This window comes from Pseudomonas sp. DP-17 (assembly GCF_022380625.1).
Classification (GTDB): Bacteria; Pseudomonadota; Gammaproteobacteria; order Pseudomonadales; family Pseudomonadaceae; genus Pseudomonas; species Pseudomonas nitroreducens_A.
In genome coordinates this window covers 80,988-96,005 of sequence record NZ_JAKSXG010000017.1, presented here as the reverse complement: position 1 = coordinate 96,005, position 15,018 = coordinate 80,988, and the positions used below count along the sequence as shown (strand labels likewise).

The window sequence follows — 15,018 nt, the reverse complement described above, 5'->3', positions numbered from 1 at the left end:
CAAGATAGGGGTGTCGCTTGTAGAAATTCTGATACTGTCTTGCTTGTTCTGATTGCCGAATAACAACAAAGCATGGAGTAGCAGAATGATCAGAAAGGCGCTCACCCCGCTGGCGGCTGCATGCGCGATGGCCATTGCCACTCAGGCCTCCGCAGCCCCTTCGCCGTATTCCACCCTGGTCGTCTTCGGCGACAGCCTGAGCGATTCCGGCCAGTTCGCCGATGCCGGCGGCCCCGCCGGTGCCAGTACCCGCTTCACCAACCGCGTCGGCCCGACCTATCTGGACGGCAGCGGCGAAATCTTCGGCCCCACCGCACCGATGATCCTGGGCGGCAAGCTGGGTATCGGCGGCACCGACCTGAACCCTTCGACTTCGCTGGTCCCCGGTACGGTGGACGGCAACAACTGGGCGGTCGGCGGCTACCGCACCGACCAGATCTACGATTCGATCACCGCTGCCGGCGGTTCGGTGGTGACTTCCGGCTCCACCAGCCGCACCCGTGATGGCTACCTGGTGAACAACCGCGCCGATCCGAATGCGCTGTACTACCTCACCGGTGGCGGCAACGACTTCCTCCAGCTGCGCATCACCAACGACCCGACGGCCCGTGCTGCAGCCGGCCGCCTGGTGGACAGCGTGGATGCGCTGCACAACGCCGGTGCGCGCTACATCATGGTCTGGCTGCTGCCCGACCTTGGGCAGACGCCGGCCACCAACGGAACCGCGCTGCAATCCTTCGGCACCCAGCTGTCGGGCATCTTCAACGAGGAACTGGTCAGCCAGCTCGCGGCCTCCAACGCCAACGTCATCCCGCTGAATATCCCGGCGATGTTCAAGGAAGTGCTGGCCACCCCGGGCGCCTATGGCCTGGCGACCGACCAGAACCTGATCGGCACCTGCTTCAGCGGCAACAGCTGCCCGGAGAACCCGGTGTACGGCCGCCACGGCACCCAGCCCGATCCGACCAAGCTGATCTTCAACGATGGCGTGCACCCGACCATCGCCGGCCAGAGCCTCATCGCCGACTACGCCTATTCGGTGCTCTCCGCCCCCTGGGAAGCGACCATGCTGCCGGAAATGGCCCTGGGCACGTACAACGCCTACCAGGACCAACTGCGCAGCCAGTGGCTGGCGGACTGGGAAAACTGGCAGGGCGTCAACCAGTGGCGCGGCTTCGTCACCGGGGGAGCGCAGCACCTCGATTACGACGACCAGGGCAGCGCAGCCGATGGCGACGGCTATGGCGCCAACCTGACCCTGGGCACCAGCTATCGCCTCGACGAAGCCTGGCGCATCGGCGGCTCGCTGGGCTTCTACCGGCAGAAGCTGGAGCTGGGCGCGGACGACTCCGACTACAAGCTGGGCAGCTACCTGGGCAGCCTGTTCGTGCAGTTCCAGCAAAACCGCTGGTGGGCCGATGCCTCTGTCACGGGCGGCAAGCTCGACTTCGATGAGGCAAACCGCAAGTTCACCATCATCAACCACGAGGTCGAAGAGAAGGCCGACACCGACGGCAACCTGCTGGCCTTCAGCGGTCGCCTGGGCTACGACATCGCCCAGGGTGGCGAGAATTGGCACCTGTCGCCGTTCGTCAGCGCCGACTGGGCGCGGGTGAAAGTGGACGGCTACGAAGAGGACAGTGGCCGTTCCACCGCGCTGGCCTATGACGAGCAGAAACGCTACTCCCGCCGCCTCGGCGTCGGTCTGCAAGGCAAGCTGGAGCTCTCCCCGGACACCCAGCTGTTCGGAGAGGTCGCGGTGGAGCGCGAGTACGCTGACGATACCCAGAACGTCGGGATGAACTTCACCAGCCTGCCGGACGTCGGCTTCAGCCTGCAGGGCTACACCCCGCAGAGCCACCTGCAGCGCGCCACCATCGGCTTCGCCCAGAAGCTGACCCCGGAACTCTCGCTGCGCGGCGGCTACAGCGCGCACCGCAGCAGCGACGATCTGGCCCAGGGCGTGAACCTGGCGCTGAGCCTGGACTTCTGATCGGCTGATCCGAGCGTCGCGGGGTGACGGGCGGTTGCGGCCGTCACCCCGTTTTCTTTCCACTGTACTGCTCGCCGCGCGGCCGAAGGTCGCGGGGCCGATCGCCTTTGGGGAACTGCCCGTGCGCGGCGGGCTCCAAGCATTCGGCGACCCTACCGTGCAGGAGGCGTCGCGGTCTTTTCCACGCTAGAATGCGCCCTGATTTTTTCTACCTTCTCCCCTGGAGCCTTCCATGTCCCGCGTTACCCTGAGCCGCTATCTGATCGAGCAGACCCGCAGTCACAACACCCCGGCCGACTTGCGCTTCCTCGTCGAGGTGGTCGCGCGCGCCTGCAAGGAAATCAGCCATGCCGTTTCCAAGGGCGCCCTGGGCGGCGTGCTGGGCAGCATGGGCACCGAAAACGTGCAGGGTGAGGTACAGAAGAAGCTGGACGTGATCTCCAACGAGATCCTCCTTGAAGCCAACGAGTGGGCCGGCAACCTGGCTGGCATGGCTTCGGAGGAGATGGATCACCCCTACCAGATCCCGGGCAAGTACCCCAAGGGCGCCTACCTGCTGGTCTTCGATCCGCTGGACGGCTCCTCCAACATCGACGTCAACGTCTCGGTCGGCACCATCTTCTCCGTGCTGCGCTGCCCCCATGAGTACCTCAGCCAGAACGACAGCCTGCGCGAGGAGGCCTTCCTCCAGCCGGGCACCACGCAGGTTGCCGCCGGCTACGCGATCTACGGCCCGCAGACCATGCTGATCCTGACCCTGGGCAACGGCGTCAAGGGCTTCACCCTGGACCGCGAGCTGGGCAGCTTCGTGCTGACCCACGAGAACATCACCGTCCCCACCAGCACCGCCGAATTCGCCATCAACATGTCCAACGAGCGCCACTGGGAGGCCCCGGTGAAGCGCTACGTCAACGAACTGCTGGCCGGCAAGGAAGGCCCGCTGGGCAAGAACTACAACATGCGCTGGATCGCCTCCATGGTGGCCGACGTGCACCGCATCCTGACCCGTGGCGGCGTATTCATGTACCCGCGCGATTCCCGCGAGCCGGAGAAGCCCGGCAAGCTGCGCCTGATGTACGAAGCCAACCCGATGTCCTTCATCATCGAGCAGGCTGGCGGCGCCGCCACCAACGGTCACCAGCGCATCCTCGACATCCAGCCGGAGAACCTGCACCAGCGCGTCGCGGTGTTCCTGGGCTCCAAGGAAGAAGTCGAGCGCGCCACTGCCTACCACAAGGAAGGCTGATGACCACCACGCCCTGGCAGATGCTGCTCGACTGGTGGTTCGGCACTGCGCTGGATGCCAATGAGGTCGCCGCCCAGCGCAACGCGCTGTGGTTCGGCAAGAGCGCCTGCCAGGACGTGGACTCGGAAAACCGTTTCGGCGGCCTGGTGCGCCAGGCCCTGGACGGTGGTCTGCAGGAGTGGGAGCGCGAGCCACAGAGCTGGCTGGCCCTGATCCTGCTGCTGGACCAGCTGCCACGCATGGTCTTCCGCGATTCTCCGCGAGCCTACGCCGGCGACGCCCGCGCCCAGCAACTGGTGCGCCAGGGGCTGGAGGCCGGTTTCGACCGCCAGTTGCCGCGTATCGAGCGTGTGTTCGTCTACATCGTCCTGGAGCACGCCGAGGACCTGGCCAGCCAGAACGAGGCGGTGCGCCTGTTCGAAGCCCTGCAGGCGGAATCCAGCGACAGCGAGAAGGTCGTGTTCGCCGGGTACCTCGCCTATGCACGCAAGCATCAGGTGGTGATCGAGCGCTTCGGCCGCTTCCCCCATCGCAACGCCATCCTCGGCCGTGAGTCCACCGCTGAAGAAGCGGTGTTCCTCACGGAACCTGGCTCACGTTTCTGACTCCAAGCCGGCGGCCTTTCCGGCTGCCCTGTGCCAAGCTGTGGGCTGGGCCCCTCAAAAAATGGAGTTGTCGATGTCCTTCCGCCGCCTCGCGCTCGTCGCGTTCTGTGTCGTCCTGGCCGCTTGCAGCAAAGTGAACCAGGAGAACTATTCGAAGATCAAAACCGGCATGAGCAAGGCCGAAGTCGAAGACCTGCTCGGCAAACCCACCGAATGCTCTGGCGCTCTGGGCGTTTCCAGCTGCACCTGGGGCGACCAGAAAGCCTTCATCAGCATCCAGTACGCCGGCGACAAAGTGCTGCTGTTCTCCGCCCAGGGTCTGAAATAAGCACGCCCGGGCAGGGCAGCCAAGGAGGAGCGAATGCGTCGATACACGAGTCGATACCTCAGTCGATCCATCACCTGGCTGGCCTGCCTGGCCGCTCTGAGTGGTTGCGCCGGCTCGGCCCAGCAACCGCCGCAGACCGTGCAGGTGGACCTCAAGCGCTACGAGGGCACATGGTATGAGCTGGCGCGCAAGCCGATGTTCTTCCAGCGCCAGTGCGCGCAATCCGAGGCCCGCTACCGCCTGCAGGAAGACGCCAGCATCGCGGTGACCAACCGCTGCCTGACCAAAGACGGCGAATGGGACCAGGCCACCGGCCGCGCCGAGGCTCAGGTGCCAGGCCGCACCGACAAGCTCTGGGTGCGTTTCGACAACACCTTCTCGCGGATCTTCCCCGGCCTCGCCAAGGGCGATTACTGGGTGCTCTATGTCGACGACGACTACCAGACTGCACTGGTGGGCAATCCGAACCGTGAATACCTCTGGCTGCTCTCGCGCCAACCGGTGGTGCCGGACGCCACCCGCATGAAACTGCTGGAGCTGGCGCACGAGCGCGGTTACCAGACCGACGACCTGATCTGGCGGACGGGGGAGAATTCCGTACCCTGACGAAAAACGCCCCGAGGGGCGTTTTTTCATGGTGGTTAGTTCCTGCGGGCTCGCTCCTGCAGGCTCAGTCCCGATTCCTGGGATGGGTATCGCTGCGATACCCATCAGCGATGCTTGGCGTCACACCGCCCCGTCCAGCAGCGAGCGCAACAGCTCCACCGTCGGCTGCTGCCGCTGCGCATCGCGATAGACCAGCCCCACGCTCAGCGGAATGCGCGGCTCGCTCAGCGGCTTCCAGAGCAGGTCCTTGTGCCCATGCATCTGCCGGGCGCGGCCGGGCAGTACAGTGGCGAAGCGGCTCTGCGGCAGGCTGTCGAGGATGCCGCCCATGTGGTTCAGCTCCGCCTGCACCCGCGGTCGCCGGCCGATGGCTGCCAGTTGCTCCTGCCAGATCTGCCGGGCGCGGAATTCCTCGCCGAGCAGCAGCATCGGCAGTTCCGCCGCCTGGGCCAGCGACACCTTCTTGAAGTCCTTCAGCGGATGATCCGCCGGGATTACCAGTTGCAGCTCGTCCGGGTACAGCTCCACGCCGTGGAGCGCCGGTTGGCGCGGGGGCAGGAAGCCGATGCCGATGTCCAGCTGGCCGATCAGCAGGCGGCGCTCGATCTCCACCCCCGAGAGTTCGTAGATGCGCACCTGCACGTGCGGCTGCGCGGCGTGCAGGCGTTCCACCAGGTGCGGCACCAGGCTTGCGTTGACCGTCTGCAGCACACCGATGGCCAGGCTGCGTGCACTCTGCCCGCGAAAACCGCGCAGTGCCTCGCGGGCCCGCTCCAGGCCCTCGAGCAGCGGCACCGCATGGTTGTACAACGTGTGTGCGGCGGCGGTGGGCAGCAGGCGCTTGCCGCTGCGCTGGAACAGCGCCACGTCGAGGTTCTGCTCCAGGTGGCGGATCTGCTGCGACAGCGCCGGCTGGGAAATCGCCAGGCGTTCGGCGGCGCGCCCGACGTGGCCTTCCTCATACAGCGCAACGAAATAGCGGAGCTGGCGGAAATCCATAAGGTCTGCTTATCAATGAAACTGGAAAATCGAAATGGAGTAATGCCTATCCAGGCCTCTACTCTAGCGCTTGTCCGCTGTCTCAGATGGGTAGACAAAGGTGGAAAGCATCGTCATCCAGGGCGTTTTCATAGGCAAAGTCGAAGAAAGCTGGGGAGGTCTGCTCAGCGACATCGGCAAGCTGGAAACGCATCAGGAAGTCTGGCTCGGCGCCGAAGGGCTGCCGGGCGACGCACGGGCCGATCTGCGCCGCGACGGCGGCCTGGACCGCGCGCTGCACCACTACCCGGCCGAGCACTACCGCCACTGGCGCAAGCAGCACCCGCAGACGCGCTGGCGACAGCCGGCCTTCGGTGAGAACCTGTCGACCTTCGGCCTCAATGAACAGGAGGTCTGCATCGGCGACCTGTTCCGCTGGGGCGAAGCGCTGATCGAAGTGAGCCAGCCGCGTTCGCCCAGCTATCGCCTGGCCAAGCGCTGGAACCTGCCCGAACTGCCTTTCGAGGTGCAGGAGCAGGGGCGCTGTGGCTGGTTCTACCGGGTGCGCCGTTCCGGCATGGTCGCCCCCGACGCACCGCTGGAGCTGGTGCAGCGGCACTACCCGCAGCTCACCGTGGCGAGCCTGCTGGACTGGTACTTCGGCCACCCGCTGGAACGTACCGGACTGCGCCTGATGATGGCCTGCGACGCGCTCTCCCTGCGCTGGCGCAAGACCGCCGCGCAACGCCTCACCAGTGGCGTGCTGGAAGACTGGACGGCCCGCCTGGCGGGCCCCGAATGTTCGGAGCAGGGCGGCCTGCAGAGCTGAGCCGCACTGTTTCGCAAATGTCCTCGCGCCCGCCCCCGGACGTCGTCTTGGTCCTGCGGGGCGGCTTTTATCGCCGCCGCCGAGCCTGTCACAGGGTTCGGCGGCGTTGTCATGCCGACGTAACACCGCGTTCCTAACCTTCCGCCGATAGCTTTTACTGACAACCCGAGCCGTCAGAAAGACGGCCGCGCGGAAGGAACCATCTGATGAGCGAGCGTTTCCAGGATTTCCACGACCGACTGGCCGCCTTCGACGACCAATCGATCAACCCCTCCGGCAACCTGCCGATGAGCGAGCTGATCGACGCCTCGCGCCGCCGCCTGCTGAAGAACAGCCTGGTGCTGGGCGCGGTCGGCTTCCTCGGCGGCGGCCTGTTCCCCGGCCGCTCGCTGTTCGCTGCGGACGCCCCGGTACCCACCGCGCTGCTGGGCTTCAAGAGCGTGCCGGTGCAGCAGGACCCGAAATTCGACAGGGTGATCGTCGCCGAAGGCTACAGTGCCCGGCCATTCTTCTCCTGGGGGGACGCCGTGGTGACCGGCTCGCCGGCCTGGAAGGGCGATGCCAGCGAGGACTGGAAAGCCCAGGAGCTGCAGGCCGGCGACAACCATGACGGCATGCACTACTTCCCCTTCCCCGATGCGCCGGACAGCCACGGCCTGCTGGTGATCAACCACGAGTACATCAACCCGACGCTGCACCCCAAGGGCCAGACCTTCGAGGACCGCCCAGATGGTTCGCGCGGCCGCCCGGAAGGCGAGGTGCGCAAGGAAATCGCCGCCCACGGCCTGAGCGTTATCGAGGTGAAGAAGGACGCCGGCGGCCAGTGGCAGCGCGTCGAGGGTTCGAGCTACAACCGCCGCATCACCGGCAGCTCGCCGCTTGACCTGTCCGGCCCTCTGGCCGGCCACGACCTGCTGCGCACCGCCAGCGACCCTGAGGCCAGACAGGTGCTCGGCACCCTGAACAACTGCTCCATGGGCGTCACGCCCTGGGGCACTTACCTGGCCTGCGAAGAGAACTGGCACCAGTACTTCGTCAACCGCGACAAGGACGACTACACCAAGCGCGTTGCGCACAAGCGCTACGGCCTGTCCAACGGTCAGTTCAGCAACTACTACGCCTGGGAGGCGGTGGACGCGCGCTTCGACGCCACGCCGAAAGCCGACCAGCCCCACGGCGGCCACGTCAACGAGCCGAACCGCTTCGGCTGGGTGGTGGAGATCGACCCGTTCGACCCGACGTCCACGCCAAAAAAACGCACCGCGGTGGGCCGCTTCTGCCGCGAGTGCTCGACCCTGTCGCTGGGCGCCGACAACCGGATGGCTTTCTATTACGGCGATGACACCAAGGGCGAGTACATCTACAAGTTCGTCCCGGCCGGCACCTATAACCCGGACAACCGCGCGGCCAACCGCGACCTGCTGGACGAGGGCACCCTCTACGTCGCCCGCTTCAACGCCGACGGCAGCGGCCAGTGGCTGCCGCTGGTGCATGGGCAGAACGGCCTGACCGCCGAAAACGGTTTCCCCAGCCAGGCCGAGGTGCTGGTCAACGCCCGCGCCGCCGCCGACAAGCTCGGCGCCACGCCCATGGACCGCCCCGAATGGGTCGCCGTACAGCAGACCACCCGCGAGGTGTACGTCAGCCTCACCAACAACGACGGGCGCGGCAAGAAGCAGCCGGTGGACGCCGCCAACCCGCGCCAGGAGAACCTCCACGGGCAGATCCTGCGCTGGAACGAAACCGGCGGCGATCCGACCGCCACCACCTTCCAGTGGGAAATCTTCCTGCTGGCCGGCGAGCACAAGGGTTCTGGTGCGCCGGAGAACCTGGTCGGCACCATCAACGGCGACATCTTCTCCTCGCCGGACGGTCTCTACTTCGACACTGCCGGCCGCCTGTGGATCGAGACTGACTATGACGACGCCGAAGCGCCGATGCAGGCCATGGGTTGCAACCAGCTGCTCTGCGCGGACCCGCACAGCCGCGAGGTGCGGCGCTTCCTTGTCGGCCCGCGCGGCTGCGAGCTCACCGGCATCACCCAGACACCGGATGGCAAGACGCTGTGGGTGAACATCCAGCACCCGACTATCAGCTTCCCGGCCAGCGACGGCAGGAGCATCCCGCGCTCCACGACGCTGGTGATCACCAAGGATGATGGGGGCGTGATCGGGACTTGATGGGCCGAGCGGTTAGGGTGAGGAGCGTTGCGGAAGCGCGCCGCTCGGGCGGTCCGCTGGAACCTTAAAGCTCGACCTCACCCCCCGCCAATGCACACAGCTCGGTAAAGTCGACGATCTCCGTTTCCCGTCCATCCACCCGGATCAGGCCGTGCTTCTGCAGGCGGGTGAAGCTGCGCGATACGGTCTCCACCGCCAGCCCCAGGTAGTCGCCGATCTCGTTGCGCGACATGCTCAGGCGGAAGCGCGTAGCGGAAAAGCCGCGCTCGCGGAAGTGCGCGGAAATATTCAGCAGGAAGGCCGCGATGCGCGAGTCCGAATTCAGCCGCGAGAGCAGCAGCTTCATCTGCTGATCCTCGCGGATCTTGCGGCTCATCATCAGCATGATCTGGTGCGACAGCCCCGGTATCTGAAGCGACAGCTCCTCCAGTTGGCTGAACGGAATCTCGCTGCACAGGGTGCTTTCCAGTGCCTGCGCCGATACCGGGTAGCTGCCTTCGCCCATGCCGGAGAAGCCGAAGATCTCGGTGGCGAAGTAGAAGCCGGTGATCTTCTCCAGCCCCTGCTCGTTGGTGGTGAAGGTCTTGATCGAACCGGAGCGCACCAGGAACACGCTATGGAACGGATCGCCCTGGCGGAACACGAAGTCCCCCTTGTGCAGCAGGTGCCCCGGCTTGATGATCGCCTCCAGCTCCAGGACCTTGTCGTCGCTCAGGGACGGCGGCGCCAGCCGGCAGTTCTTGCAGTACGGTTGCGGTTTGATCATCTGATTCATCCCTATCCCCATGCGCCACGCGCGAAGTGAAGCGGTCCCCGGGCGCATCGCCCCCACGTGAAACCATAGCAACTGAACCTGATCTGTCATCCGTCGGCCGGCGCAGAAGCGAAATTGGCCAATGGATTTTTCATACCGGCTTGACCCTTTCTTCACTGCGCCGCCTTCAGTCTCCACGAGCATGCGCCAGGGGGTTATCGGGGGAGACCGCCAACTCCGGGGTGCATCGACGCACCTTGTCATCAAGGGCACGCGTCGATCCCACTCATTTCCGGAGACAAACCCGTGAACAACAAACTGCCTCAGATCACCCTGGCCTTCTGGGTGATGAAGATCTGCGCCACCACCCTGGGGGAAACCGCCGGCGACCTGCTGTCGATGACCCTCAACGTCGGCTATGCGATCAGCTCGCTGATCCTCATCAGCCTGTTCCTCGTTACCCTGGTCGGCCAGCTCGCCAGCAAGCGCTACGTGCCCTGGCTGTACTGGCTGGTGATCCTCTCCACCAGCACCGCCGGCACCACCATGTCGGACTTCATGGACCGTACCCTGGGGCTCGGCTACGCCACCGGCTCGGCGATCCTGATCAGTATCCTGGTGGCGATCTTCGCGCTGTGGCGTTTCAGCGGCACCTCGCTGTCGGTGGACAACATCCGCAGCCTCAAGGGCGAGATGTTCTACTGGATCGCCATCCTCTTCTCCAACACCCTGGGCACCGCGCTGGGCGACTTCCTCGCCGACGACTCGGGCCTGGGCTTCGCCGGCGGCGCACTGCTGATCGGCAGCCTGATCGCCGGGGTGGTGGCGCTGCACTATTTCACCAAGCTGTCCTCGGTGCTGCTGTTCTGGGTGGCCTTCGTGCTGACCCGTCCGTTCGGCGCGACCCTGGGCGATGTGCTGACCAAGTCCCACGAGAAGGGCGGGCTGGACTTCGGCACCATCGGCTCCTCGGCCATTCTTGCCGGCATCCTGGTAGCGCTGGTGGTGGTGGTCAGCATAAGGCAGAAGCGCGAGGAGCAGAGCAGCGCAGCGGTGCTGTCATCCTGACGGTTTGACATGCAGCCCGTCCCGTGGAAACGCGACGGGCTAGCCTTGTGAAATTTGTTCTGTTATTTTTCATGAAAAATAATCAGAACAATTTCACGAGGTCGCGATGTTCCTGCGTTCGCCCGAACCGGTCGGCACCTACTACGCCGGCGCCAACCCCGAGCTGATCCAGCCGCGCGATACGCTGCGCGAACCGCTGGAGTGCGAAGTCCTGGTGATCGGCGCCGGCTTCAGCGGCCTGCATACGGCGCTGCAGCTGGTCGAAGGCGGCCGCCAGGTCTGCATGATCGAGGCCAGCCGCATCGCCTGGGCTGCCTCCGGACGCAACGGCGGGCAGGCGCTGCCGGGCTGGTCCAGCGACCTGGGCCCGATCGAGGACGACCTTGGCCACGAAGGCGCGCTGCGCCTGTGGCAGGGCATGCTCTGGGCCGCCCACGAATTGCGTGACCTGCCGCAACGCCACGGCTTCGACTGCGACTACCGCATCGGCCACCTGTGGACCGCCGTGCTGCAACGCCGGGTCGGTTCGCTCTACGACTGGCAGGCCGAAGCCAATCGCCGCTGGGGTTATGAAGGCCTGCAGTTCATCCCCCGTGAAGACCTGCCGCAGTGGATCGCCAGCGACCGCTACCAGGCCGGACTGTACGACCCGAACTCCGCGCACCTCAACCCGTTGAAACTGGCTTACGGCCTGGCCTGCGCCATCGAGCGCGCCGGTGGCCGCATCTTCGAGCAGACCCGCGCACTGAGCTTCCGTGAAACTTCCGGTGGCTACGAAGTCACCACTGAACATGGCAGTGTGCGCTGCGCCTCCCTGGTGCTGGCCTGCAACGCCTACATCGACGGCCTCGACCGCGACGTCTCCGAACGCATCCTGCCGGTGGGTACCTACCAGGTCGCCACCGCACCGCTGGGCGAGGAGTTGGCCCGCTCGCTGCTGCCGAAAAACTGCTGCGTGACCGACAACCAGTTCGTCCTCGACTACTTCCGCCTGACCCCCGATCATCGCCTGCTGTTCGGTGGTGGCTGCACCTACCTGGGCGGCATGCCGTCGGACATACGCGCCGCCACGCGGCCCTATGTCGAGCGGGTATTCCCGCAGCTCAAGGGCGTGGAACTGGAATACGCCTGGGGCGGACACATCGACTGCAGCATGCGGCGCACCCCGGACATCGGCCGGCGCGGCGATCTCTACTGGCTGCAGGGCTATTCCGGCCACGGCGTGCTGCCGAGCCTGGCTGCCGCCCATGCCGTGAGCGAAGCCATGTTCGGCCGCAGCGACGAGCTTGACCTCTATCAACGCATCCGCAATCCCGGGTTCCCCGGCGGCCAGCGCTTCGCCGCGCCACTGGAAGCCGTCGGCAAGGCCTGGTATCGATTGCGGGATTTCATCTGAATCGGATTTCGCCATGACCCAGACGGTTGCCAATGACCACCTTGCCACGCTGATCCGCGACCTGCGCAAGCACAAGAATCTCACCCTGGGCGAGCTGGCCGAGCAGATCGGCCGCTCGGTGGGCTTCCTTTCCCAGGTCGAGCGCGGCCTGTCGCAACCCACGGTCGCCGACCTCACCGCCATCAGCGAAGCCCTGGGCGTGCCGACCACCTACTTCTACGCCGGCGACACCCGCCGCGAGCGTGATTGGGTGACCCGCCCGAACGACCGCCGCACCCTGTATTACGCCGGCGGCGTCACCGACATCCTCGCCTCGCCGAACATGTCCGGTGGCTTCTCCGTGCTCGACAGCATCCTCGCCCCCGGCGCCACCAGCGGCGAAGGCCACCTGGACGACAGCTCGGAGCAGGGCGGCTTCGTCCTCGAAGGCGAGCTGACCATCTGGTACGAGGACGATACCGTCACCCTCTATCCCAACGACAGTTTCCAGCTGCCGCCGCACAGCCAGTTCCGCTACGGCAACCTCACCGACAAACCGACAAGGGTGCTCTGGATCTTCACGTGATTTCCCAAGCCAGCCCGCGAGGGTTGGTTTAGGAAAACGATCCGGCCGCGCCCCGCACAAAGGCCCTATAGAAATCATGAACCGCCCCATGCATCCCGACCTGCTCAGCGAAGTCCGCGCCTTCCGCCAGCAATACCCGGACATCCGCTACGTCGACCTGATCTGCCTGGACATTCCCGGCCACTTCTACGGCAAGCGCTACCCCGTGGACATGCTCGAGAAGGTCGCCGCCGGCAGCCCGCTGAAACTGCCGCAGAACTGCGTACTGCTGGGCGCGCAGGGCGGCCTGCACCCCATCGGTGACTATTGCTTCAACGACGGCGACCCGGATGCGCCGCGCCGCCTGATCCCCGGTTCGCTCAAGCCGGTGCGCTGGGAGAACCAGCCGCTGGGGCAGATGCTGATCAGCTCCGACGGCACCGAGGCGCCCATCGAATTCGAACCGCGCGAAGTGCTCGCCCGCGTCATGCAGCGCCTGGAATCCAAGGGCATCCGCCCGGTGGTGGCCTTCGAGCTGGAGTTCTACCTGTTCGACAGGAAGCTCGATGCCGGGCTGCCGCAGTACCCGCGCGACCCGCTGTGCGACGACGAGGATGACCAGCCGAACATGCACATCGAGCGCCTGTCGCGCTTCTCCGATGTGCTCCATGAAATCGTCGAAGCCTCCCGCGAGCAGGGCGTCGACGCCAACGTCATCACCGCCGAGATCGGCCCGGGCCAGTTCGAGATCAACTTCGCCCACTGCGACGACGGCCTCCACGCTGCCGACCAGGCCGCGCTGTTCACCCGCGCCACCCGTGGCGTCGCGCTCAAGCACGGCTATCGCGCCAGCTTCATGAGCAAGCCTTACCTGCATGCACCGGGCAGCGGCATGCACGTGCACGTCAGCCTTTACGACCGCGACGGCAACAACCTGCTCGATCGCGACAACCAGCAGGCCCTGCGCCACGCGGTGGCCGGCTGCCTGGAACTGCTGCCGCACTGCATGCCGATCTTCGCTGCCAACCACAACGCCTACCGCCGCTACGGCTCCCGCGTGAACGCCGCGAGCAAGGCCAGTTGGGGCTTCGAAGACCGCGATGCGTGCATCCGTATCCCCGAGTCCGATGGCAGGAACCTGCGCATCGAACACCGCCTCGCTGGCGCGGACGCCAACCCGTACCTGGTGCTGGCGGCGATCCTCACTGGTATGGAACACGGCCTGGAAGCTCGCCAGGAACCGATCCCGCCGCTCAACGAAGACCGCTCCAGCGGCATCGACTTCCCCCGCGACATGCTTGGCGCCGTCGCCGAGATGGAAGACCACCCGGTGGTGAAGGAAGGCCTGGGCAGCGAGTTCGTCTTCGTCTACTGCGAGAACAAGCGCCATGACCACCTGGACTTCATGAACGAAGTCAGCGCGCGGGAATATCGCTGGTTCCTCTGACGCCTGTGGCAGATCTGCCTTGCAGGAGCGAGCTTGCTCGCGAACCGGCCGCTCCCCTGCGGACCGAATCATCGCGGACAAGGTCCGCTCCTACGCGCGGGACCAGCACCGATGCCCCCGGGTGCGTAGGAGCGGACTTCGTCCGCGATTGTCTACCCGCTGGAACCGTTATCACCGGCGGGCATGCGATCTCCGATGCCATTCGCCGCGCAATGCACCAACGCCAATTTCTCTGAACCCGCTCCGCTTGCCCGCGGTCCATTTCCTGCACGAGGCAATCTTACAAGGAGCCACCGCATGGACTTCATCCGCATCCTCATCGCCATTCTTCTGCCGCCGCTGGGCGTGTTCCTCCAGGTCGGTTTCGGCGGAGCGTTCTGGCTCAACATCCTGCTGACGCTGCTCGGCTACATCCCCGGCATCGTCCACGCCGTGTACATCATCGCCAAACGCTGAGTCTCCGGCTCAGGCCGTCTCGGTCAGGGCGATGCGTTCGCCGTCGCCGAACTCGTCATGTACGGCGAGGGTGAGCGCAACAGGCCAGCTCCAGCCACCGGCCTTCCACCAGCATTCGGCGAACCATGCCTTGAGCGTGTTGGCGATCAAGGCAACGCCATCGAAGTCTTCTCCGAAGTACGCTGCATCAAATTCCGGGGTGTTTTCCAGGGCTAGCTGCAGGTCGAGTGCCTTGCCGGCGAACAGGCCGGGGGCGGCCGCATCGACCTTGTTGTTTTCTCCGCTGAGATACAGCCACGCTTCCGGCGTATCCAGACCGTCCTCACCCAGGAACAGCTGAACCTCACCGGTCAGTGACTCATCGGGCAAGCTGCGCTGCAGGAGTGTGCGCAGCTTGTCGATGGTGGCCGGTGCCGCGCGTTGCAGGAAACGCCGGTAGCGAGTGCGGAACTGGTCGGGGCTCAGGCCGTAGGGAATCATGCTGCGAACTCGTTGCGGCGGCGTGCCGGCAGAGTGGCCGGCGCCGGGTGATGGAAGGGTGCCATTCTTCCGCAAGCACTTCACTGCGCCAAGTGGGCCGGTTGAGCG

At 65.4% G+C, this 15,018-nt stretch carries 15 protein-coding genes; 12 read left to right on the top strand and 3 right to left on the bottom strand.

What is annotated here, in order from left to right; all coding sequences use genetic code 11:
* Positions 1 to 85 precede the first annotated feature (85 nt).
* The 5 genes from estP to MJ122_RS26590 all read left to right on the top strand — a co-directional run bounded on the left by estP (position 86) and on the right by MJ122_RS26590 (position 4,778).
* Positions 86 to 1,993: an esterase EstP gene (gene estP / locus MJ122_RS26610; RefSeq protein WP_239746745.1), complete on the top strand. Its 1,908-nt coding sequence runs from the start codon at positions 86 to 88 to the stop codon at positions 1,991 to 1,993.
* 232 nt (positions 1,994 to 2,225) lie between these two features.
* The gene (locus MJ122_RS26605) at positions 2,226 to 3,239 is read left to right on the top strand and encodes a class 1 fructose-bisphosphatase (RefSeq protein ID WP_017517185.1); all 1,014 of its coding nucleotides are present in this window, start codon (positions 2,226 to 2,228) and stop codon (positions 3,237 to 3,239) included.
* Positions 3,239 to 3,844 carry a DUF924 family protein gene (locus tag MJ122_RS26600; RefSeq protein ID WP_239746742.1) on the top strand — a complete coding sequence of 202 codons (606 nt, stop codon included), beginning with the start codon at positions 3,239 to 3,241 and terminating at the stop codon, positions 3,842 to 3,844. The genes MJ122_RS26605 and MJ122_RS26600 overlap by 1 nt, the downstream gene beginning before the upstream one ends.
* A 73-nt stretch (positions 3,845 to 3,917) precedes the next feature.
* Complete coding sequence (bamE, locus tag MJ122_RS26595) at positions 3,918 to 4,172, top strand: outer membrane protein assembly factor BamE (protein WP_017517187.1); 255 nt, start codon at positions 3,918 to 3,920, stop codon at positions 4,170 to 4,172.
* Positions 4,173 to 4,205: 33 nt separating this feature from the next.
* Positions 4,206 to 4,778 (top strand): lipocalin family protein, encoded by a 573-nt coding sequence (locus tag MJ122_RS26590; RefSeq protein ID WP_239746741.1) that lies wholly within the window; start codon positions 4,206 to 4,208, stop codon positions 4,776 to 4,778.
* A gap of 120 nt (positions 4,779 to 4,898) precedes the next feature.
* Here MJ122_RS26590 and MJ122_RS26585 read toward each other — a convergent pair whose 3' ends face one another.
* Entirely contained in the window at positions 4,899 to 5,777 is an 879-nt protein-coding gene (locus MJ122_RS26585; protein ID WP_239746740.1) for a LysR substrate-binding domain-containing protein, read from the bottom strand.
* A gap of 100 nt (positions 5,778 to 5,877) precedes the next feature.
* On the opposite strand from MJ122_RS26585, the gene MJ122_RS26580 reads away from it, so the two are divergent.
* Together MJ122_RS26580 and MJ122_RS26575 are read left to right on the top strand one after the other, a co-directional pair.
* Entirely contained in the window at positions 5,878 to 6,585 is a 708-nt protein-coding gene (locus MJ122_RS26580) for an MOSC domain-containing protein (protein ID WP_192435969.1), read from the top strand.
* Positions 6,586 to 6,791: 206 nt separating this feature from the next.
* A complete protein-coding gene (locus MJ122_RS26575) occupies positions 6,792 to 8,765 on the top strand; it encodes a PhoX family phosphatase (protein WP_239746739.1) in 1,974 nt (657 codons plus the stop codon).
* A 64-nt stretch (positions 8,766 to 8,829) separates the two neighbouring features.
* Here MJ122_RS26575 and fnr read toward each other — a convergent pair whose 3' ends face one another.
* Positions 8,830 to 9,540, bottom strand: coding sequence for a fumarate/nitrate reduction transcriptional regulator Fnr (fnr, locus tag MJ122_RS26570; protein ID WP_239746738.1), 711 nt, complete (start codon positions 9,538 to 9,540; stop codon positions 8,830 to 8,832).
* Between the two features lie 327 nt (positions 9,541 to 9,867).
* Here fnr and MJ122_RS26565 point away from each other — a divergent pair, with 327 nt between their 5' ends.
* The 5 genes from MJ122_RS26565 (at position 9,868) to MJ122_RS26545 (ending at position 14,430) form a co-directional block, all read left to right on the top strand.
* Complete coding sequence (locus MJ122_RS26565) at positions 9,868 to 10,587, top strand: hypothetical protein (RefSeq protein ID WP_239746813.1); 720 nt, start codon at positions 9,868 to 9,870, stop codon at positions 10,585 to 10,587.
* Between the two features lie 106 nt (positions 10,588 to 10,693).
* Positions 10,694 to 11,983 carry an FAD-binding oxidoreductase gene (locus tag MJ122_RS26560; RefSeq protein WP_239746736.1) on the top strand — a complete coding sequence of 430 codons (1,290 nt, stop codon included), beginning with the start codon at positions 10,694 to 10,696 and terminating at the stop codon, positions 11,981 to 11,983.
* 13 nt (positions 11,984 to 11,996) lie between these two features.
* Complete coding sequence (locus tag MJ122_RS26555; RefSeq protein WP_017516587.1) at positions 11,997 to 12,548, top strand: XRE family transcriptional regulator; 552 nt, start codon at positions 11,997 to 11,999, stop codon at positions 12,546 to 12,548.
* 76 nt (positions 12,549 to 12,624) lie between these two features.
* On the top strand, positions 12,625 to 13,974 hold the full coding sequence (locus MJ122_RS26550; protein ID WP_088420267.1) for a glutamine synthetase family protein: 1,350 nt from the start codon (positions 12,625 to 12,627) through the stop codon (positions 13,972 to 13,974).
* Positions 13,975 to 14,271: 297 nt separating this feature from the next.
* Positions 14,272 to 14,430 carry a YqaE/Pmp3 family membrane protein gene (locus MJ122_RS26545; RefSeq protein WP_017516589.1) on the top strand — a complete coding sequence of 53 codons (159 nt, stop codon included), beginning with the start codon at positions 14,272 to 14,274 and terminating at the stop codon, positions 14,428 to 14,430.
* 9 nt (positions 14,431 to 14,439) lie between these two features.
* On the opposite strand, the gene MJ122_RS26540 is transcribed toward MJ122_RS26545, so the two are convergent.
* Positions 14,440 to 14,910 (bottom strand): hypothetical protein, encoded by a 471-nt coding sequence (locus MJ122_RS26540; RefSeq protein ID WP_239746735.1) that lies wholly within the window; start codon positions 14,908 to 14,910, stop codon positions 14,440 to 14,442.
* Between the last annotated feature and the right edge of the window lie 108 nt (positions 14,911 to 15,018).

Excerpts from the sequence above, each read along its gene's own strand:
- MJ122_RS26550 (WP_088420267.1), top strand. The coding sequence starts at position 12,625 with ATGAACCGCCCCATGCATCCCGACCTGCTCAGCGAAGTCCGCGCCTTC.
- MJ122_RS26540 (WP_239746735.1), bottom strand. The coding sequence starts at position 14,910 with ATGATTCCCTACGGCCTGAGCCCCGACCAGTTCCGCACTCGCTACCGG.
- bamE (WP_017517187.1), top strand. The coding sequence starts at position 3,918 with ATGTCCTTCCGCCGCCTCGCGCTCGTCGCGTTCTGTGTCGTCCTGGCC.
- MJ122_RS26565 (WP_239746813.1), top strand. The coding sequence starts at position 9,868 with ATGAAGATCTGCGCCACCACCCTGGGGGAAACCGCCGGCGACCTGCTG.
- MJ122_RS26605 (WP_017517185.1), top strand. The coding sequence starts at position 2,226 with ATGTCCCGCGTTACCCTGAGCCGCTATCTGATCGAGCAGACCCGCAGT.
- MJ122_RS26585 (WP_239746740.1), bottom strand. The coding sequence starts at position 5,777 with ATGGATTTCCGCCAGCTCCGCTATTTCGTTGCGCTGTATGAGGAAGGC.
- MJ122_RS26590 (WP_239746741.1), top strand. The coding sequence starts at position 4,206 with ATGCGTCGATACACGAGTCGATACCTCAGTCGATCCATCACCTGGCTG.
- MJ122_RS26545 (WP_017516589.1), top strand. The coding sequence starts at position 14,272 with ATGGACTTCATCCGCATCCTCATCGCCATTCTTCTGCCGCCGCTGGGC.
- estP (WP_239746745.1), top strand. The coding sequence starts at position 86 with ATGATCAGAAAGGCGCTCACCCCGCTGGCGGCTGCATGCGCGATGGCC.
- fnr (WP_239746738.1), bottom strand. The coding sequence starts at position 9,540 with ATGAATCAGATGATCAAACCGCAACCGTACTGCAAGAACTGCCGGCTG.
- MJ122_RS26560 (WP_239746736.1), top strand. The coding sequence starts at position 10,694 with ATGTTCCTGCGTTCGCCCGAACCGGTCGGCACCTACTACGCCGGCGCC.
- MJ122_RS26575 (WP_239746739.1), top strand. The coding sequence starts at position 6,792 with ATGAGCGAGCGTTTCCAGGATTTCCACGACCGACTGGCCGCCTTCGAC.
- MJ122_RS26555 (WP_017516587.1), top strand. The coding sequence starts at position 11,997 with ATGACCCAGACGGTTGCCAATGACCACCTTGCCACGCTGATCCGCGAC.
- MJ122_RS26600 (WP_239746742.1), top strand. The coding sequence starts at position 3,239 with ATGACCACCACGCCCTGGCAGATGCTGCTCGACTGGTGGTTCGGCACT.